Below are 20,590 nucleotides of genomic sequence, written 5' to 3'. Positions count from 1 at the left end.
TATCAGCGTAAACTATGGCCCAGTGACCTCCGTTTTAGACACCAGGGGGTCTCATATACCTTGGATTACTTATCTATGCCTGTTTTACTGGGTTATTCTATTCATAAACAATTTTCAATCACAGGGCCTCAATTTGAACTTTTAATTGCAGGAAAGGAATCCACTCGGGATTAATGCAATAGGAATAAACCAAAGGACCAACCGAAATGAATTCCAGTTTGAACTGTTCCATATAGCAGGCAATTATACATTTTAAATGATTTTACCAAGCCTTAAAGGAAGGCCTTTGCGTAACCTCATGATACCTAATGACGTCCGCTCCAAAATAATGTAACACCATACTTTTTCTTGTCCTGCTCGGGTCAATTAATTTACTCCCTCCATGAAGCAGGTTCCCATGCCATATCAACACATCTCCTTTTTTTGCTGTAAAGATTTTCCTCTCTAAGCCACTTTCCTGAATTTTTTCCTCAATCTTTTCTATATACTTTTGTTTACTATTTTTACCCAACAGCCATCGATTTCCCCCATGATCAAAATCTCCATTCATCACATACGGTAGCTTATGGCTTCCGGGGTAATAAAACAAGGCTCCATTCTCCTCATTAATATCCTCAAGAGCAATCCAAACCGCAATCAAATACCCATAAGGATACGTAGACATATGTATAAAATCGGAATGGGCTGGCTCTTCACTCCCCTTTAGAAAATTTACGCTTTGAAAAAGGTCTAGAGGTCCACCCATAAGCATTTCGAGTATTTGTACTAGAAGGTTTGTATTAACCGTGTCCCTTAGCTCTTTTGAATGCCTCACCGCGAACATGATTTTCCTTTTGTCCTTAATGGTCAGGTGTTTTTCATGCATCAAATTCACAAGTTTTTCATTGATCAATGAAACCTTTTCCTTTGAAAAAACCCCATTAAGAATCGCATATCCATTATCTGACCAATTAAGTAAGGCAGATTGGATATCGGAATCCAAAGCTGAAAATGCTTGGAGCAGAGGTAAGGCTTCTACTGAATTGATATTATCTAGCCAAGGACGATCCCACGGGTTGTTTTTTGGGAAATCATTGCTACAAATTGTACTATAAAATTTTTTCTTAATTCCGTATAATTTATAAAGTTTATTTTGATATTTAAGTTTCCTATAATTGAAAAGGTTATATATCTCATATAACAACTTAATTCTTTTTAGGTCATCAATCATTTCTGTATATGAAAGCTTTAAGTAAGTGTATTAATCTTGGCCAACAAATTAGGGCGATAGCTATTACTTATCGGTATCACCTTTTTCCTCACCTCCAGATTGGATGGATCTATATTCTCAATCTTATCCAATCTTACGATATAGGACCGGTGAATTCTTGCAAAGGCATTTTTGGGAAGGGTCTCCTCCACCGTTCTTAGCTTCGCATGCGCCACATACATCTTTTGCTCCGTGTAAATTTTGATATAATCCCCAAAAGCTTCTATATACAAAATATCCTTTAACTGAAAATTCAATAACAAGGAATCAATTTTTATGAAGATTTGCTTTACTTTTTCTTGATTGCCTATACCATTAGCCTTTTCCAAGTTAGCCTTGGCCTTCCTTACGGCTTTTAAAAACCGGGAATAATTTTCAATTGGCTTAAGTAAAAAGTCTGCTACCTCGTAATCAAATGCAGGCACGGCATACATATCCTTCAAGGTGGTTATTATGATTTGGGGTTGATCAGCAAGAGTATCCAAAAGTTCCAACCCACTCATCTCAGGCATTTCCACATCCAAAAACACTATATCAACCCTAACCTCTGATAACATTCTGAAAGCATCCACCGGATTGTCAAATACACCGACGACCTCAAGAAAAGGAGTCTTTTCAACTAATATCTCCAAAATCCTAAGGGACATCCGATCATCATCCACAAGTACACATGTATATTTCCTTTCCATAAAAAATCAATAAAAACGATTGGTAATACTCACAAAAACCTACTGTCTCAAAAGCTATTCTCGCACGATAACGGGTTACTAATTTAGTGAAAATCAAAAACTTATAACAACTAGAAATCACCTATTTATTGGATTTACTTGATTATTTAAAGATTTTTCTTTCTCTTTTCAAGTGAAACAATGGCTTTTTGGGTTATCTTCTCTAAATGTATTACTCGTGACAGGTAGGTTTCCTTGTCGGTCATCTGTTCTAAGTCATGTTCCAGCTTTCTTAAAAGCTCTTTTTGCTCTTCCATTCCTACATAGGCAAAGTTTGCTTTGATCTTATGGATAAGAGTCCGAAGGCTTTCCCAATCTTCAAGAAGACAAAAGGTTTTCATCTTGAACAGGAACTTAGGAGCTTCTTCAATAAAAATATCTATGACTTCCCGCATTAATTGCGGATTGGTATCGGTGATTTTTTTCAGATACTGAGTTGAAGTGGTATTAATCCTTGAATTTTGGGCAACGCCAATATTCAACAATTCGGACAATGTAGAAAACAGTACATCTTTTTGGATAGGTTTTCGCAAAAAATATTTGACCCCAGATTTTTTCAGATCATTTATTACTGTTGCACTCGTTTCTCCAGTTAGAAAAATGATTTGCATGTTTTCAATGTTCGGAAACCTCCCTTCTTTGAGCAACTTGTAAGTAGAAAGTCCATCCATTTCAGGCATTTGGTAATCCAAGATCAAAATATCAAAAGCATTTCTACTAATTTCATCCAAGACTCCATTACCATCATCCACAATTGTGACTTGGTGGCCCCATTTCGACAACAGGGCCCCCATAAATTTCTGGGTAATCTTATTGTCCTCTGCTAAGAGAATTCTGCCTGACTTAATTGATTTCGCCATTGGGTGATATGCTTGATTCTTTTATAGTATATAATCACCAACTCTACTTTAAAAATAGATTGTTTTTTTTTAAACAACATGATAATTCGGCAGGTTAACAGGGAATAGAGACCAATTAATTAAATCATACGCTAAATAAATTGCCCTTTCAAAATTTAGGGAAAATACCTGATTTATTTAGGGAAAATACCTGATTTTTAAAAAAAAAGGCAGACTTTTTCTATTTTTTTCAAGGATTATGACCTGGTCTAATTAACAAAAAAGTTCAAAGTTGTTTTTTTGCGATTTAAGAAGGGTAAGTAACCAAAAAGCTTCAGTACTTACACGATTTAACACAATAAACTGAAAACCATAAGGTTATATTTTGGGTTATAACAACATTCACCATAGGATTTTTATTTTTATTTCATATTCTATTTAGTTTACCCTTAACCATTAAACCATGTCAATGGCCAAATCTACATCTTGGGTGGACATTTTGTCGGATTTATTGCGGTTTTCTTTGGAACAAAAAAGACTTGTCCCTTCACATCAGGCGCTAAAGGCTGTTTTAATAAAAACGGGTCAGATTGTAAAGGCCTCGCATTCATATTTCATCAGAGTAGATTCAGATAATAATAATTTCATCGAAATCTATTCCTCCGAGCCCGATCTCTCTGTTCCGTTTGAAGTCATAAAGGACTGGCAAAAAGACATAGCTACATTTAAAAAATTACAGAAATCAGAAAAAAAAGGTGGTTTTAATAAGCTCAACCATCTTCTCATAATACCAATTGAAGAAAACAGCTATGCGGTTTTCGGTTTTCAATTGTCTCCAGAAGGGAAAGAAAAAATCATGAATCTGGTTAATTTGATTCAGCCAATACTTTATGACATTCTCCACGAAATCAAGTCAAAAAATGACTTACTACAAATAGCGCAGCCATTACACAACAGCCAAGCGGCTGTTGTGGAGTATTCCACAGATTTGGTATTTACATTGGACGAGCAGCAATCTTTCACCACATTAAATCCGAATTTCATAAAATACCTTTCCTCTGAAACGGGCGAAAAACCAGAGCTAGGGGATGAACTTCCCTCCGAAATTTCTGCTCTTTTTGGACCCAATTTCCCCAACCTTATAGGAAAAAGTTTCAAAGGATTGAACTTCTCAAAAGAACTTCCCATCAAGTGGGCAAAAAAGAAAGTTTATTATGAATTCTCATTTTATCCCATCCGATACATGAACAATAAAGTGGTTGAAATAAGTGTTGTTGGACATGATATTACAAAAAGGAAAAAATCGGAGTATCTGGTTAGACAACAAAGCCAGCTGCTGAATAGTATTCTGGAAAATCTACCAGTTATTATTTTCCGCATTTCAGAAATTGGCTATTTTTTAGAATTTTCCGGTGCCGGTATAAATAAACTCGGGCTCAACCGAGATGAGGTGATCGGTCAGAAAGCATTGAAGGTTTTCCCTGAACTCAGAGAACCTATTCAAAAAATGAAAAGAAAAAACCCATCAAAATTTACACTGGAAGGCGAAAAAAATGGTATTCATTGGGTGTTCGAGGCATTTACTTTTCAAGATGAAACAAGCCCGAAAGATATCGTGGGTTTTGCTTTTGATATTACAGAGCAATTCATTTATAAAAAAGAATTGCAACTTGCAAAGGAATCAGCTGAAAGTGCAAGTCTGGCCAAGAGTTCTTTCCTCGCAAACCAGAGCCATGAAATCCGCACTCCAATCAACACCATGTTAGGTTTTGCTCAATTGATAAAAAACCATCCGCTACCTAAAGAAACTGAAGAGTATTTAGATTATATCATTTCCTCCGGGAAAATATTGTTATCCCTTTTGGGAAATGTACTGGATCTGACAAAAATCGAGGAAGGAAAAATTGAACTTCAGGAGGAAGCATTCCATCTGAAAGAAACAATTACCTCAAATGTGTATCCTTATAAATTCCAAGCTAAAGAAAAGGGGCTGAAGTTTACTCTCCAATTTGGCGACAATATTCCTAATTACTTGATTGGGGATTCCCAAAAGATCGTTCAGATAATTATAAACCTGATTTCAAACAGCCTTAAATTCACCAAACAGGGCGAAATACATATATCATTTAAATGTATGTATAAAACCCACGATCAAAATATTTTTATATTAATTGAAGTTTCGGACACGGGAATAGGGATCCCAAAGAGTAAACAGGATACGATTTTTGAAAATTACACACAGGCCGATAGCTCTATTAACAGGGAGTTTGGCGGTTTTGGGCTAGGCTTGTCCATTGTCCGTAAACTGATCAATTTAATGGGTGGAGAAATTGGCGTTCAAAGTCCTGGAAAGCTCGTAAATGACTCTGGCCCCTGTGGGAGCACATTCTGGATACACCTACCCTTACAAATCACGGAAACCCAAAATACACAAGATATAAACACCGAATCCAGCCAAATCCACTATAATCGGGAAGCAAAAGTCTTGTTGGTTGATGATAATTACCTTAATCAGCGGTTAGGTGCTGCCATGCTTGATGGTATAGGCTGTTCTGTTGTATTGGCAAACAACGGGAAAGAAGCCCTTACCCTTGTTCTAAAAGAAAACTTTGATCTCATCCTGATGGATGTACAGATGCCTGTTCTGAATGGATTTGAAACCACCCGCAGGATACGGGAGCACAATTCACATGTTCCAATCATTGGTTTAAGTGCAAATGTTTATAAAGAGGATATTGAACACTGTTTTCGAGCTGGTATGAACGATTATCTGGGACGCCCTTTTACCAAGAAGTCGTTTCAGGATAAAGTGGTCAAATGGGTACCGCAAAATCTTCACATTAATCGCCCTCAAAGGATTACTTCTCAGAATCTAACCGGGTTAGCATTCTTAGAGCAAGTCTTCAACGGAGATCAGGAGATAATAATTGAAATTGTAGAGGACTACCTCCATCACCACGATATTATGATAGCAGAATTACATGATACCCTCGCTAATGAAAATTACTCGATGGCGGCGTCCATTTTACATAAAATCAGATCATCCCTTCAAACAGTTGGGTTAAACTCCTTATATAAAACCCTCACCGATATGGAGCAGATAGCCAAGAACGAAGGAAACGGTAAAAAGTTAAAAGTACTTTTTGAAGAAGTAAGAATTACATCGGAAATTGCCAAAAAAGAACTGGAGGAGTCACTTATCTTACTAAGAAAAAACTAAATACGCTGTTTTACTAATGAATGATTGAAATGAATTTCATTCCCTTAACGATTCAGCCAGCTTTAAATCATCACCCGCAATGTCCCTCCAATCATAATAATGGAATGTTTTGTCTGTTGACATGGCAACAAATAAGCCATTGGGGAAGGATGGACCAAGATTTACTGACACGACTTCGGAACCGTCACTTTCCTTGGCTGCCAACTGCACAATTTTCACTAAATTATGTTGATGCTTGTCACGAATAGTTCCTTCTCTTCTAAAAATATGAAATTTTCCTGCTTTCTGATCTGAAACCAAAATATATCCTGTTTGACTGCTTACCTTATATATACTTATACCTTCATGATCCTCCGCAAAACCTTTCTGAGCAAAAACAGCCAACTCCTCATTACCTAGTTCAGGGTCAGCAAAATATTTCCTTACTCCAAATTGTTCATCTGAATAATAAACATATCCCAATTCATCATCGACAACAATAGCTTCTATTTCTTTTTTCCTACTGAACTGTCCGAACTCCCTAACTTTTATCCCCACAAAATTCCCATTTTTATCTAAGTCCAATCGGTACTGCCATAAATATCTCCCTGAGGGACCTAATTTCCTACTCACTATTGCAAACACAGCATTATCGCGGGGTCTTATATACAACGCAACACCCATTGGCGCCCTTTCCTCCTCCCCCTTAAATAATTCTATTCCCCCTTGATCAATCGGTTCCATATCAGGTACAGAAAAAATTCTAAGTTTATTTTCTCCTCTTTCTGTAATTGCCGCAATCGAAAAAGAATTACCGTTTATTGTAACTTGTTTGACATCAACATTATTAGGCCGGTTGAGGCCTTTTACTGTTTTTTCCCTGATTATATGTCCATCAAGTCCATACACTAACAAACAGCCATTTTCACCTTTATCCGTACCTATGACCAGACTTGATGTAGGATCTTCCAAATTATACCAAATGGCAGGATCATCAGTATCATGGACAGCTTTCTCGGTAATAACTTTAGGATAGACTGTATTGGGGAGAATCTCACGGCTTTTCCCAGTCAGTTCCCAACAACTGCTAGGAATCGCCAAAAAGACGACCGGTATCAAATATCTGCTATTCATGGTTCGTGGGGATTTTGTCCTTAATTATTATTCAATATTAAAATTACAGGGTATGAACAATTTTACTTTTTTGTTGCCTCACAAATAAGCAAAATCACACTTGTGTCACTTACTGGCACTTTAAAAGGAATTATTAATTTTGAATTTCGATAAACCAGATTTTGGATTAGCAAATATTCGGTTAATCTTGGTTTTCAGAGGATGAGAGAAACCGGTTAGAAGTTTAATGAATCTGAAAACACATTCTTACTCACTCTTCAACACCTCTGCCGGATTCCTCTGGGCAACCTTATACCCCTGCATGCCCACTATCGCCAGAGAGGCCAGTAGAACCGCCAAACCTGCGGCCACATAAAGTTCATAAGGCATATTGATCTTGAAGTGAAATTCCTGAAGCCAACTGTTTAAAAGATACCAGGTAAGGATAGCCGCAAGCCCAAAAGCAACCGCCATCAGCCAAACATACTCTTTTGAAAGGCTCATTAAAATCTCCATTGTCCCTGCTCCAAGCACCTTACGTATACTGATCTCCTTTGTCCTCTGCGCAATGGTGAAGGAGATCAAAGCAAACAGCCCTAGAAAACTTATCCCCAATGCCATCAAAGTTGCCATCCCCAACACCTTCATCACCCTGAAATCCGATTGATAAAAGTTGCTGATAGTCTCATCGAAGAACTTGAACTCCCCATCCTCAAGTGGAAAATACTTTTTAAAAACCTGATCAAAATCCTGCTTGGCAGTTCTTCCCACATCACTCATCCTTCAGCGTCTCTGCAGGCCTTTTCACAAACACCGTCACTGTCCTATATCCTATGGTCAGGAAAGAAATCAAAGCCACCACCAAAATAGCCGAAGGATAAATCCAAAGCGGGATCACGGCCCGGTTGGCAAAGCCGGAAAGCCATTGGCTACTGAACCAAAGTCCAAAAATCACAGCCAAAACAGAGGAAATTGCCAAAAGCATAAAGAAATCAGAAGACAAAAGTTTCAGAACATCCTGACCTGAGGCACCAAGCACTTTTCTAATACTGATTTCCCTCGTCCTTCTTAAAGCAACATAGGAAACAAGGCCAAAAAGCCCCATGCAGGCAATCACCACTGCAATGCCCGCAAACAGGCTGAAAATCCTTCCAACTCGCACCTCAGATTGATAAAGGTTTGCGTATTCCTGGTCTACAAATTTATAATTGAAGGGTCTGTCGGGCACAAGCCCCTTCCAGGTTTCCTCTAGGCTGGCCAAATGCTCAGCAGGATTTCCCTTCGCCAACCGAACCAAAAGCAAATTGGTCTGGTCCTTATCGATAAAGATCATCAGGGGACCAACCTTGTGGTGCAGACTGTTGAAATAAAAATCACTCACCACTGCCTTGATCCGAGCCGGATTGCCAGCCAGTACCTTTTTGCCAACAGCCTCTTCCGGACTCCAGCCAAGTTCCCTCACCGCTGATTCGTTGAGGATAATAGGCAGCTCTTCCCCGGTCTCAAAAGCTTGACTTCTACTGATGTCCTGCTCTGTAAAATCATTGCCGGCAACAATTCCGGCCCCTATTGTTTTGATGATATCCTCATCTACCGCATATCCGGTGATGCTGATCTCCTTGGTATTGTCAAATCCGGCCTGAATAGCATACCCTCCTTTTATATAAATGGGCATATCTGCGGCTAAAGAGGCCGAACTTGCCACACCTTTTCTGACCAATTCACTTTTCAGGGCAGGAATGGTTTCCATCATTTTATGATGCGTATTGATGGAAATCAGCTGCTGCTTATCATAGCCCAAATTAACCGCCTGCATATAGTCCAGTTGTTGTTTGACGATCATGGTCGCAATCAAAAGGCCGATGGAAATAAAAAATTGGATAACCACAAGGGATTTTCTAAGCCAGGCACCGCCTCCCAATTTGTTTTTTTTGCCCAATGCCTTTAAAGGATCCATTCCCGAAAGGATTACGGCCGGATAAATTCCAGCCAAACAAGCCACCAAGAGCAAAAGCAGAAGAAGAAAACCGATTCCAATAGGGGTAAACAGGAATCCGATTTGCATGGGAACACCGGAAATTTCTTCGAATTTATAACCCAGAATAGCCAAAAGAACCATACTGCATACAAGACCAAATGCAGTCAAGATAAAGGATTCTGAAATAAATTGATTAAAAAGCTGCCTTCGGTCAGCTCCCATCACCTTCCTCAATCCTACCTCCTTATTTCTTTCCGTGGCTTCGGCTGTAGCCAGGTTAACATAATTGATTATACCTATAAAAATCAGCAGGACGGCCACTATTCCGAAAATATAAAGATATTTCATATCCGATCCTGGCTTTACCCCACTCAAACCCTCACCCCGCAAATGAATGCCGGTAACAGGCTGGAGGTGCATGGCTGTCTGGAAATTATAATCCCGTTGGGTTTCGCCTAAATATTTTTCTACCAGCTGCTCCATTTTGGTTTTTAAAACAGCCGTTTTTGCCCCTTCGCTTAGTTTGATATAGGAATAGAAATTACTTGGAGACCATTCCGGCTCCTTGCCATGTCGATGGGATTTAAATGATGCCAAAAAATCGAAGTCCAAATGACTGTTGGTGGGAAAATCCTCCATAACTGCCGATACAGTATATTCCCCACTTTCTACTCTCAATGTATGGCCAACGGCCTCTCTGGAATCTCCAAAATATCGGCGGGCGGTAGATTCAGTCAATACCAGCTGGTTGGGCTCAGCCAAGGCCGCCTCCGGGTTTCCTTCCAGCAATTGGAAGTCAAAAACCTTAAAGAAATTTTGGTCTGCATAGGCAAATTTTGATTCCTCCACACTGAGCTCATCCCCTGTGATCAAAACTGTGGAGAAAATGCTGAGATCAAAAACCACCGTCCCCGTTTCAACTTCGGGAATATCCTCCAGAACTGCAGGAACCAAAGCGGAAGGAGAAGTGCTGACCATTTGACCTTCACCTCCTGAGAAAAATTCCTGGTTAAGCTTATATATCCGGTCGTATCCCGTATACATTTTATCATAATTCCATTCATGATGGATATAAAGTGAAATCGCCAAAAAACTCACAATGGCAATGGTCAGGCCCAAGATGTTGATCCCGGCATAAAGCTTCCGCTTACCCAGGTTCCTGATTGAGATGGTGAAATAGTTTTTCCACATATTTGGTCACGTTAATATGTTAATGGACGGAAGACGGAATCCAATCCCGCATCCGGTCTCCCGTCTTCCGTCTTCGGTCTCTACCCCTCCTTAAATGTATCCACCGGATTCACCAGTGCCGCCCTGATCGATTGGCTGCTCACCGTGATGGCCGCCACCAGGAAGGCCACCAGTCCCGCCACCACAAAGATCCACCAACTCACCCCTACCGAATAGGCGAAGTTTTCAAGCCATTGGCTCATCCCATACCAGCCGATCGGGATGGCCAGCAGGAAGCCAATCAAAACAAGCTTCAGGAAATCCCTGCCCAGCAAGGTCACTATATTGGTCACACTGGCTCCCATGACCTTTCGGATGCCGATCTCTTTTGTCCTTTGTTCTGTGGAATATGCGGCAAGGCCAAACAGTCCCAAAACGGAAATAACAATGGCCAGCCCGGCAAAAAAGCCGAACAGTTGGCCTACTTTTTCCTCGGTTTCATATTGCTCCCAAAACCTGTCTTCAATGAAAAAGGGCGAAAAGGGAAAATCCGACTTCATGGCTATCCATTCGTCCTGAAGAAATGCCATGGCCTCATCCTGACGGTCAGGATGAAGTTTGACCGCCACTTGATTGAAACGGTCCTCTGGCACCATGAAAACCATGGGGCTGATGGGCTGGTGCAGGGATTCAAAATGAAAATCCTCTATCACACCCACCACAAAACCGCGCCGTATACCATAATGGAACTGCTTCTCCACCGCCTCCTCCGGGCTTGACCAACCGATTGCCCTCACAGCAGCTTCATTCAATAGAAAGGCACCAGTTGAATCACTGGCAAGGTTAAAATCCAGATCCCTCCCGGCCACTAAGTTCATTCCGAAGGTATTCAGGAATGAATGGCTCACATGAATATCTGAAATGCGGACATTGATGGGCAAGAGCTCCCCGTTCACTTCGGCCTGCGTTCCCTGGGAGTCCAGCAGCCTGCCGGACGGAACTCTGCTCGCTAAGGAAACCTCTGCTATGCCCGGATGCTGCAGCAGCCTTTCCCGCATCATTTCATAATTGCCGGTAAACTCAGCATAAGCCGGCAAGACTACAATCTGCTCCTTATCGAAACCCAAATCTTTATTTTTGATAAAGTTGAGCTGATTTAACACCACCATTACCCCTACAATCATCACAATGGAAATGGCAAACTGCCCCACCACCAAAACAGACCTGAACTTTTCATGGGCTGAGCCGATTTTAAAGGTGCCTTTCAACACCTTCACCGGCTGAAAACCCGAAAGGAAAAGGGAGGGATAACTTCCTGCTAATGCACCGACCAACAGCACGAGCAGAGCCATCCAAAGCAAAAGCTGCGGTTCCTGGAGCAGGTTTAGGCTTAGTTCTTTGCCGGTAAAATTCCCAAATGCCGGCAATGCCACCCACACGATCACCAAAGCAAACAGCAAAGCCAGAATCACCAGTAACATGGACTCACTCATGAATTGCTTGACCAAAAGTGTCTTGTCCGCACCCATCACCTTCCTTAGTCCAACTTCCATTGCCCGCTTGGCAGATCTGGCAGTGGCAAGATTCATGAAATTAATACAAGCGATCAGCAGGATAAACAAGGCAATGGCGGAATAGATGTATGCATTTTCAATGCTGCTGTTGGGTTCAATCTCCGAATCCAGATTGGAATGCAGATGGATATCAGTCAGCGGCCATAGATTCAGTTGGGTGGTCTCGGACACAGGCTTATCGCTTTCAGTGGGGATATGCCGGTCGATAAAGGCAGGAAATTCACTTTCCAAAGCGTGAGGGTCGACACCTTCCGCCAGGAGCAAATAGGTGGAAAAGGAGTTGTTTCCGAAATTCTGCATCATCTGGTCGAGACTGCCATAAAAGGCGATCACGGGATTCATGGTCGCCAAAAACTCCACATTGAAATGTGAATTGGCAGGAATGTCTTCCATCACCCCCCTAACCTGCAGGTCCCAGGAAAACTCACCGACTTTCATCTCAATGGCTTTGCCCATGGCATCTTCGTTGCCGAAATATTTTCTGGCCATGGATTCCGTGATCACCAAGCCGTCAGGATAAGTCAATGCCTGGTTCGGATCTCCTACCAGCATTTTCCAGGAAAACACTTTGAAAACCTCCGGATCGGCAAAGAAAAAATCTTCCTCCTGAAAAGACTTGCCCTCATGGATCAAAATAGGATTATTGCTCAACAGCCTGACCGCCTCTTCTACCCTATCCCCAAAGTCTGATTTGATCAAAGGGGCAAAAGGCGGCGCCGCATGTCCCAAATGTAAACTTACCTGACCGTCAGGGTTGACCCATTGTCTGGAGACCCTGTAAATCCTCTCTGCCTTTTCGTGATAGCGATCATAGCTGAGCTCGTGCTTCACAAAAAGAAAAATCAATATACTCGCCGCCATCCCCACCGCCAGACCAAGCACATTGATCATCATGTAGGTGGGATTGCGTCTCAGGTTTCGAAGGAAAATTTTGAAATAGTTGTTGAACATGGTTTTGTTTGTTTTGATGTCGGATGTCGGATGACCGATGTTTGGTGTCCGTGTTAAAATTTGGGACGGAAGACCGAAGACGGGAGACCGAATCTAGTTTCCGTCTTCCGTCTTCGGTCTTCCGTCTTCATTCAGATTTCAATGAATTCACCGGGTTTGCCAAGGCAGCTTTGAGGGCCTGAAAACTAATGGTTCCATAAGCAATCAACACTGCCAGTAAGCCTGAGATCAGAAATACCCATATGGACAATTCTATTTTATAAGCGAAATTTTCCAGCCATCTACTGGCTGCATAATAACTTAGAGGGGCTGCGATGACAATGGCAAAACCCACCAAGACCAAAAACTCCCTGGATACCAATGCAGTGATACTCCAAGTGCTGGCTCCCAACACTTTTCTGATACCGATTTCCTTTGTCCTTTGCTCTGCGGTGAATGCGGCCAAGCCAAATAAACCTATACAGGAAATGATAATGGCAATAGAGGTAAAGTAGAGGATAATCGTTGCGGTTCTTTGTTCTTTTTCGTAGTTGCGCTGAAAATCCAGGTCAACAAAGGAATAGGCAAAAGGTGTGGCTGCATTGATGTTTTTCCAGGAGCTTTCTGCAAAATCCAATACGTCTTTCACTTGATTTGTCTGGATTTTGGCAATAAGGTAAGGAGGCTTCGAAGTTCGGACCAGACCAAATGGCTTTATGCCCTTATGGAGGCTTTCAAAATGATAATCTTTCATCACACCCACTACCTCATACTCACTGCGCGTATCCTGCCACTCCATGATGAGCCTCTTGCCCAGAGCCTCCTCCGGTCCTGCGAAACCCAGGGATTTTACTGCCTTTTCATTAAGGATAATGGCAAGCTCCTCATTGGTAAAATCATCCGTATAGCTCCGACCCGCAATCAGTTCCAGCCCAAGCGTTTCTATATAGTCATTGGCCACCCGGCCAATATGGACTTGGCGCATCTCGTCAGAATTGGTACCCTCTGCATAAAGCAACCAGTCCTGTAGAACCTCCAGCCCCGGATAAACCGAGCCTCCGGACACCAATTTTACCCCCTGATGGTTTTCAAGACTGTTTTTGAGGGTAGAAAAGTTTTCAATGGACTCACTGCTTTGAAGAGAAAGGACAAGCTGCTGCTCTTTGTCAAACCCCAGTGGCGTGCTTTCCAGGAAATTCATCTGGCTGCGGATGACCAACACCATGGCAATCAATGCCACAGATATGACAAACTGGAAAACCACCAGCCCTTTTCTAATATTGGCTGCGGAGTATCCGCCACCACGGCCACCCTTGATAATAGCCACCGTCTTGAACCCGGAAAGATAAAAGGCAGGATAAAGCCCGGCGATAAGTCCGGTAGCAACGGTTAAAATAGAAATGGTGAGTAGAACCCATGGGTCCTGAAAAACCTGCAAGGATTTGCCTGCAAAATCATTGAATACAGGAAGCAAAACCAGCAAGATTACAATGGCCAATGCCAAGGACACAAAACTCATCAACAGGGATTCCCCTAAAAACTGACGGACCAGCTGTACTTTTTCCGCTCCGATCACCTTCCTCACACCAACTTCCTTGGCACGTTTTTCGGATTTGGCAGTGGAAAGGTTCATGAAATTAATGCAGGCTATCAACAGGATAAACAATCCTATGGAGCCGAATACATACAGATACATGATATTACCATTGTTCCCAATTTCAAAACCCAAATCAGAGGTAAGGTATATATCGGATACCGGCTGCAGAAAAATGCTCATTGTCATGCCCCTGGCATCAGCGTCTGCCTGAATTTGCCTTTTATAATACTCTCTTAATTTTTCTTCCAGCATCATCTGATCAGTTCCTGGCTGGGCTTTTAGATAGGTATAAAACATGTTATTGCTGGACCAAGAAGTCTCCTGCGCCACATATTCGCCGATATCTGTATTGGCCATGGAAAGGAAAAACCGGGCATCCACATGCGAACGCAATCCGGAATCCTCAAAAACCCCGTCCACCCTATAGTCAAAATCCCCTTCCGGAAGTCCTACCTTGAGAATTTCCCCTACCGGACTTTTATTTCCAAAAATTTTGGTGGCAAGGGAAGCCGATAACACCATGGTATTGGGACGGTTCAAGGCCCGATGTGGATCCCCTTCCACAAATTCGTAAGTCAAAACATCAAAAAATGTCGAATCTACATAATACCCATTGATTTCCTGATAGGTATTTTCAACCCCGTTATCCTGGTAAGTGAGAAACATGGATTCCAGCATGGGATAAGGAAATATTCTGGCTGATTGGACAACATCGGGGAACTCCTCCCTGAAAGCCTCGGCCATGGGAGCTGGAGTAGGCGCCCCACGCATGTCGTTAAACTGGATTGCCACCCTATACAGGTCCTCTTTGTTCAGGTGGTGCTTATCATAGCTTGCCTCATCCCAGATATAGAGCATCATCAGAATGCAGGTGGCCAGCCCCACCCCCAGACCGATCACATTGATGGAAGTGACGGTCTTGTTTTTCCAGAAGCTTCGGAAAGTTGTTTTTATTATATTTTTCAACATTGCGTGACTATTTTTCAAATAGAATAATATGATTCTATCATTATGCCATTCAAAAACTGCTTAAAAACGCCCTTCCACAGCCATCCTCTCTTTTTCTGATAATCATATCCGAACATCAACGTCCGAATACGTGCGATTTTACTCTGTTTTTAAGGAGTTGACAGGGTTCATCTTCGTGGCTTTCCAAGACTGTAAGGTCACCGTGAGGTAAGCCATCCCCATGATAAGCAAAGCTGCGAGGGGCATAAACCACCAGGCAAAGGAGATCGCATGTGCGTAATCCGATAGGAAGTCTACTGCAAACCAATAGGCCAGCAGACAGCCTACCACAATACTCAAAGACACCACCATCACAAACTCCCGGTTGATTACATGAAGAATAGAAAAAGTGCTGGCCCCGTGAACTTTGCGAATGCCAATCTCCTTTGTTTTCTGCTCAGCCACATGTGCCGAAAGCCCCAACAATCCCAGGCAAGAAATCAAAATTGTCAGGATACTGAAATACTTGCTCAGATCCCTTAACCTCAAATCATCCTGATACATTCTCGCATAATTAGCATCCATAAAATGGGCTTCAAAGATGAATGCCGGCTCCATGCTTTGAGTCAATTCCTGCATATATGCGGTGACGGTGGCCGCCTTTTCCGCATCAAAACGTACTAAACCTATATGGGAATACTTGGGAGTAAGCAAGATAATTGCTGGCTCCATGGCCTGATGAAAACTCTGAAAGTAGAAATCTTCGACCACCCCGATCACTTCTCTCTCTTCAGTATCCCAAAGCACCAGTTTTTCCACTCGGTCCTTATCGCCTCGCATCAGATCAAAAGCTTTCTTATTTAAGACCACCCCACCCAGACTATCTGAGCCATACCCACGGTCAAATGGCCGTCCATCCAAGAAGCTCATCCCCATGGTTTGGAAAAAATCATAATCGGTGTGAAACATTTCAAATAATGCCCCGGCATCAGGATCTTTTCCTTCCCAGGAAATATTTCCTGTATTGGAATTCCTGCCGCTGAAAGAATGAGAACCACGGCTTACCAGCTGGATGTCTGGATGCTTCTCCAACTCATGTTTGAGGGTTTCAAATTCACTGTGCAGCTTTCCGTTGAGCTCAAACATCAGCAGTTGATCCTTGTCAAAACCCAAGTTTTGGTTTAAAGCATACTGTATCTGCTGGTTGACCACGATGGTAGAAATGATAAGGGCAGTGGCCAAAATGAACTGGAAAAACACCAAGCCTTTTCGGGCCAGCACGGCATACCGATCCTGGTTGTGTTGCTTGCGAAAGATATGGGCAACTTTGGTGGCTGATAAATAAAAGGCAGGATAGGATCCCGCTATTAAGCCGGTGAAAAGGATTATGGATATAAAACCAACCCAAAACCACAACTGTCCGTAGGGAACAACCAATTGCTTGCTGGCCAATTCATTGAATACCGGCAAGCTTAGCTCTACCATCAGAAGGGCCAAAAGGCTACTGAAAAATGTAATCAGCAGTGACTCACTCAAAAACTGATAAATCAAGGCAGACTTTTCAGCACCCACCACTTTTCGCACACCAACTTCCTTGGCTCTTTTTTGGGATTTGGCCGTGGAGAGGTTCATGAAATTTATACAGGCAATCAACAGAACAAACAGTCCAATAATCGCAAACAGCCTCACGTGCCCTATCCTGCCCCCTACTTGCTGCCCATCCTCAAATCTGCTGTGCAGGTAAATTTCTTTAAAGGGATAAGCAAACATGCTAATATTGGTTTCCGGATGGTATTCCTTCAAAAAGTCCTTCAGTTTTGCTGAAAAAGCTTTACCATCTGTACCTGGGAATAATTTTACCAGTGCTTGGGGGCCATTGTTATTCCACTGGTTCATCCACTCGTTTTCGGCCAGCATCACTTCATAAGGAAGAAGTATTTCAAACTTCATCTGACTCTGCGAGGGTACATCCGCCAAAACGGCTTGGATAAGATAATCCCGGTAGTTGTCGATTTTTATGGATTCGCCCACTACATCACTTCGCCCAAATAGTTTGAGTGCCGCGGTTTTAGTAATCACCGCATTTTCCTTGCTTTCCAACAAGCCTTGGGCAGTACCGTGCAGAACTTCAAAATCTAGGATTTTCAACAAGTCCGGCTCTACATGCTTGCCATCCAACTTCACCCTGTCTTCCTCGTGGCTGGCAATCATGGGCATGTTCCAGCTATAATTGGAAGCGTAGGCCACCTCCGGAAACTTGGCCTTCAGTTCTGGAGCCAATATGCCCGGGGTAGACGAGGTGGTGAAAATTTCAGTGCCATAGCGCTGATGCTCCATGATTTGGTAGATATCCTCTTTTTGAGAAAAGTGCTGGTTGATAGACAGCTCATCCACCACCCAGAGCCCAATAAGCAACGCAACCCATAGGCCCAATGCCAGGCCAAAAAGATTGATGAAAAAGGTCAGCTTATGCTTGGCAAAGCCCCTTACTGCGATTTTGATGTAGTTTTTGTACATGATAAAAAGACAGAAGACCGAAGACGGAAGACCGAAGAGGGGATTCGTTTCCATCTCCCGTCTTCCGTCTTCCAGCTCCGTTATACGTGAAACTGCTCCTTAATATTCTCGGTCACCACCTTGCCATCAAACAGGTTGATGATGCGGTGGGCGTAGTTGGCGTCGTGGGGGGAGTGGGTCACCATTACGATGGTGGTTCCCTCGTTATTAAGTTCTTCCAAGAGCCTCATCACTTCTTCGCCGTTGGCGGAATCCAGGTTACCTGTAGGCTCATCGGCAAGGATCACGGAAGGCCTTGCCACAATAGCTCTGGCAATAGCCACTCTTTGTTGCTGACCACCGGAAAGCTGTTGCGGGAAATGGTCTTTTCTGTGCATGATGTTCATGCGCGTGAGCACTTCTTCCACCCTTTTTTTGCGCTCATCGCCTGGGATTTTGAGGTAAAGCAAGGGCAGTTCGACGTTTTCATAGCAGGTAAGCTCATCGATAAGGTTGAAGCTTTGGAACACGAAGCCTATATTGCCTTTTCTCAGCTGGGAGCGCTGCCTTTCTGAGAATTTGGCCACTTCTTTGTCCAGAAAATAATACTGCCCTGCGTCTGGATTGTCCAGCAGGCCAAGGATATTGAGCAAAGTGGATTTCCCACAGCCCGATGGCCCCATAATGGCCACAAATTCCCCCTTCTTGATTTCGACCTGGATATCATCCAGCGCAGTAGTCTCCACTTCCTCCGTGGTGTAGAGCTTTTTGAGATTGACGGTTTTGATGATGTTTTGCATATTTTCGATTTTTTTTGATTTATATGTTGACCGAAGACGGAAGACGGGAGACAGAAACTGGCCTTGTCAGGTATTCATCCACATGCCGGGAACAACCCTAATAGCTGAAGCTTAAATATTCACCGTTTATTTCATATTATTTTTAAAAGCTACCATCATGTTCATTAAGTTATAGGCTTCTCCATAATTTGAAGCAAATTCATCATCACTGATATAATTTCTTCTTTTTGCTTTGTAGAGGCAAGTCACCGTTTCTGCTAAAGAGCGGATCCCATACCCCATGAATCTACTTTGCTCAGCATTGGATTGGCCAATAGCCCCTTCAGAAATATTCAAGGCTACTGAATCACCAGCTTTTCTTATTTGGAGTGAAAGATTAAACATTTCATATTTCGGGAATTTCCCTGCTAATGCGTCGATTCGTTCCCCAAAATCCATGGCTCTTTGCCATATCAAAAGTTTTTCAAATTTGAATTTCATAGTAAAAAGTTTTTGGTTAAAAACTCAAATTATCTAAGAAATCCGCTCCAATCAATAATCCCTTAGTAATTAAACGTTTAATTCCTCCACTCACTTTCAAAGTCTCTTCTTCTCCTTCCATCCTGCCAAATTTAACCTCATGGCACGGTAAAAGAGATTTCGGCAGCCTTCAATCTATTCGGTCTCCCGTCTTCCTACTTTTACTTCAAGTTTAAAACCTCGTTCCTCCCAAAATTCTCGTAGCCCGACACGATCACGCGCTCACCGGGGGTAAGGCCGTCGAGGACTTCGTAGTACTCTGGGTTTTTGCGGCCTAGGCGGATGCTTCTTCTCTCTGCCTTGCCGGATTTTTCGTTTACCACAAACACCCAGTTGCCGCCGGTATCCTTATAGAATCCTCCGGTTGGCAATAGTACCGTTTTTTCACTTTCGCCCAGCTCCAGCCTGATTCGGACTGTTTGTCCCCTTCTTATACCCGTGGGCACCTCATCGGGGAAAACCATATCAACCTCAAATCTGCCCCCGCTTACATTCGGGTAGATTTTGCTGATCTCCAGCTCATAGCTATTTCCTGAAAAAGTGAAAGTCCCTTTCAATCCTATACCTACTCTAGGCAGATAAAGCTCATCAATGGGAACCCTTACCTTAAATTTATCCAAAATATCAATCTGACCATATCGCTGACCAGCACTGATCGACTGACCCACTTCAATTTGCTCTGTGGAAAGCTGCCCGGCAATGGGCGCCCTCACCACCAAATTATCCAAAATATGGCCCACCCCGCTAAGGGATTGCTGCATCCTGGACTCTGAATCCCGCAGCTGCCGCTTTTGAATGTCCCGCGCCAAGGAATCGTTGCGGTAAGATTCATAAGTTAGCCTTTTTCGCTTCACATTATAATCGTATTGCTCCCTCACCTCTTCAAGCTCCCTGTCGGAAATCAGCTTTTTCTCGTGAAGTTCCAGAAACCGTTCATACTGGGGTTTTAGCAGGTTTATCTGATAATCGATTTCTGCCAAAGCCGCCTGCTGGTTCAGGTCATTTTGATCCAACATCAACCTAGTCTGACGGAGGTTGTTGATCTGGAAATAGAGGTCGGTTTCCCGCTGCATCACGTCCAACTGAAGGTTTGAGTTGGTCAAAATGAGAATGGTATCGCCCACTTCTACCATCGCCCCGGATTCGCGGACTATACGTTGGATATTTCCGCGCTCTATGGCGTCCAGATAGAAAATCTCGGCAGGCTCTATGATTCCACTCACGGGAATATAATCGGTGAATTCACCATCCCTTACAGTTGCCACGCTGATTCTTTCTCTTTCTACATTCATCGAAGCCCTGGAGTCTGCTATTACCAATTGGTATAATACAAAGCTTATCAGGAGAACACCAAGCGCTATTAAGGCAATTAATTTTGGTGTCCAGGTCTTCTTTACTAATTTTCTATCCATTTATCGTAGTATCTTCTGTAACTCCTTCTTACTTTTCA

At 42.6% G+C, this 20,590-nt stretch carries 13 protein-coding genes; 1 reads left to right on the top strand and 12 read right to left on the bottom strand.

Annotation, left to right across the window (positions count from 1 at the left end; genetic code table 11):
• Positions 1-262 precede the first annotated feature (262 nt).
• The 3 genes from KIH41_RS08360 to KIH41_RS08350 form a co-directional block, all read right to left on the bottom strand.
• The gene (locus tag KIH41_RS08360) at positions 263-982 is read right to left on the bottom strand and encodes a phytanoyl-CoA dioxygenase family protein (RefSeq protein ID WP_214162130.1); all 720 of its coding nucleotides are present in this window, start codon (positions 980-982) and stop codon (positions 263-265) included.
• A gap of 245 nt (positions 983-1,227) precedes the next feature.
• Complete coding sequence (locus KIH41_RS08355) at positions 1,228-1,938, bottom strand: LytR/AlgR family response regulator transcription factor (protein WP_214162129.1); 711 nt, start codon at positions 1,936-1,938, stop codon at positions 1,228-1,230.
• A 146-nt stretch (positions 1,939-2,084) separates the two neighbouring features.
• A complete protein-coding gene (locus tag KIH41_RS08350; protein ID WP_214162128.1) occupies positions 2,085-2,837 on the bottom strand; it encodes a response regulator in 753 nt (250 codons plus the stop codon).
• A 448-nt stretch (positions 2,838-3,285) separates the two neighbouring features.
• Between KIH41_RS08350 and KIH41_RS08345 the strand changes: the two genes are divergently transcribed.
• Complete coding sequence (locus KIH41_RS08345) at positions 3,286-6,036, top strand: PAS domain-containing hybrid sensor histidine kinase/response regulator (RefSeq protein ID WP_214162127.1); 2,751 nt, start codon at positions 3,286-3,288, stop codon at positions 6,034-6,036.
• A gap of 36 nt (positions 6,037-6,072) precedes the next feature.
• Here KIH41_RS08345 and KIH41_RS08340 read toward each other — a convergent pair whose 3' ends face one another.
• From KIH41_RS08340 to KIH41_RS08300, 9 genes are all read right to left on the bottom strand, one after another.
• Entirely contained in the window at positions 6,073-7,149 is a 1,077-nt protein-coding gene (locus tag KIH41_RS08340; protein WP_214162126.1) for a phytase, read from the bottom strand.
• 246 nt (positions 7,150-7,395) lie between these two features.
• Positions 7,396-7,908 carry an ABC transporter permease gene (locus tag KIH41_RS08335; protein ID WP_214162125.1) on the bottom strand — a complete coding sequence of 171 codons (513 nt, stop codon included), beginning with the start codon at positions 7,906-7,908 and terminating at the stop codon, positions 7,396-7,398.
• On the bottom strand, positions 7,901-10,297 hold the full coding sequence (locus KIH41_RS08330) for an ABC transporter permease (RefSeq protein WP_214162124.1): 2,397 nt from the start codon (positions 10,295-10,297) through the stop codon (positions 7,901-7,903). Before KIH41_RS08330 ends, KIH41_RS08335 begins: the two co-directional genes overlap by 8 nt.
• Before the next feature lie 80 nt (positions 10,298-10,377).
• The gene (locus tag KIH41_RS08325) at positions 10,378-12,801 is read right to left on the bottom strand and encodes an ABC transporter permease (RefSeq protein ID WP_214162123.1); all 2,424 of its coding nucleotides are present in this window, start codon (positions 12,799-12,801) and stop codon (positions 10,378-10,380) included.
• A gap of 127 nt (positions 12,802-12,928) precedes the next feature.
• Positions 12,929-15,346, bottom strand: a complete 2,418-nt coding sequence (locus KIH41_RS08320; RefSeq protein ID WP_214162122.1) for an ABC transporter permease — start codon at positions 15,344-15,346, stop codon at positions 12,929-12,931.
• A 138-nt stretch (positions 15,347-15,484) separates the two neighbouring features.
• Positions 15,485-17,842, bottom strand: coding sequence for an ABC transporter permease (locus KIH41_RS08315; RefSeq protein WP_214162121.1), 2,358 nt, complete (start codon positions 17,840-17,842; stop codon positions 15,485-15,487).
• Between the two features lie 80 nt (positions 17,843-17,922).
• Positions 17,923-18,621: an ABC transporter ATP-binding protein gene (locus tag KIH41_RS08310; RefSeq protein WP_214162120.1), complete on the bottom strand. Its 699-nt coding sequence runs from the start codon at positions 18,619-18,621 to the stop codon at positions 17,923-17,925.
• 126 nt (positions 18,622-18,747) lie between these two features.
• A complete protein-coding gene (locus KIH41_RS08305; RefSeq protein WP_214162119.1) occupies positions 18,748-19,101 on the bottom strand; it encodes a four helix bundle protein in 354 nt (117 codons plus the stop codon).
• Between the two features lie 200 nt (positions 19,102-19,301).
• Positions 19,302-20,552 (bottom strand): efflux RND transporter periplasmic adaptor subunit, encoded by a 1,251-nt coding sequence (locus tag KIH41_RS08300; protein ID WP_214162118.1) that lies wholly within the window; start codon positions 20,550-20,552, stop codon positions 19,302-19,304.
• Positions 20,553-20,590 lie beyond the last annotated feature (38 nt).

This window comes from Litoribacter ruber (genome assembly GCF_018500185.1).
GTDB classification, from domain to species: Bacteria; Bacteroidota; Bacteroidia; order Cytophagales; family Cyclobacteriaceae; genus Litoribacter; species Litoribacter ruber.
The sequence above is the reverse complement of the archived record's forward strand: the minus strand, read 5'-3'. Positions and strand labels throughout refer to the sequence as shown.

Excerpts from the sequence above, each read along its gene's own strand:
- KIH41_RS08320 (WP_214162122.1), bottom strand. The coding sequence starts at position 15,346 with ATGTTGAAAAATATAATAAAAACAACTTTCCGAAGCTTCTGGAAAAAC.
- KIH41_RS08350 (WP_214162128.1), bottom strand. The coding sequence starts at position 2,837 with ATGGCGAAATCAATTAAGTCAGGCAGAATTCTCTTAGCAGAGGACAAT.
- KIH41_RS08310 (WP_214162120.1), bottom strand. The coding sequence starts at position 18,621 with ATGCAAAACATCATCAAAACCGTCAATCTCAAAAAGCTCTACACCACG.
- KIH41_RS08340 (WP_214162126.1), bottom strand. The coding sequence starts at position 7,149 with ATGAATAGCAGATATTTGATACCGGTCGTCTTTTTGGCGATTCCTAGC.
- KIH41_RS08330 (WP_214162124.1), bottom strand. The coding sequence starts at position 10,297 with ATGTGGAAAAACTATTTCACCATCTCAATCAGGAACCTGGGTAAGCGG.
- KIH41_RS08355 (WP_214162129.1), bottom strand. The coding sequence starts at position 1,938 with ATGGAAAGGAAATATACATGTGTACTTGTGGATGATGATCGGATGTCC.
- KIH41_RS08305 (WP_214162119.1), bottom strand. The coding sequence starts at position 19,101 with ATGAAATTCAAATTTGAAAAACTTTTGATATGGCAAAGAGCCATGGAT.
- KIH41_RS08345 (WP_214162127.1), top strand. The coding sequence starts at position 3,286 with ATGGCCAAATCTACATCTTGGGTGGACATTTTGTCGGATTTATTGCGG.
- KIH41_RS08300 (WP_214162118.1), bottom strand. The coding sequence starts at position 20,552 with ATGGATAGAAAATTAGTAAAGAAGACCTGGACACCAAAATTAATTGCC.
- KIH41_RS08335 (WP_214162125.1), bottom strand. The coding sequence starts at position 7,908 with ATGAGTGATGTGGGAAGAACTGCCAAGCAGGATTTTGATCAGGTTTTT.
- KIH41_RS08315 (WP_214162121.1), bottom strand. The coding sequence starts at position 17,842 with ATGTACAAAAACTACATCAAAATCGCAGTAAGGGGCTTTGCCAAGCAT.
- KIH41_RS08325 (WP_214162123.1), bottom strand. The coding sequence starts at position 12,801 with ATGTTCAACAACTATTTCAAAATTTTCCTTCGAAACCTGAGACGCAAT.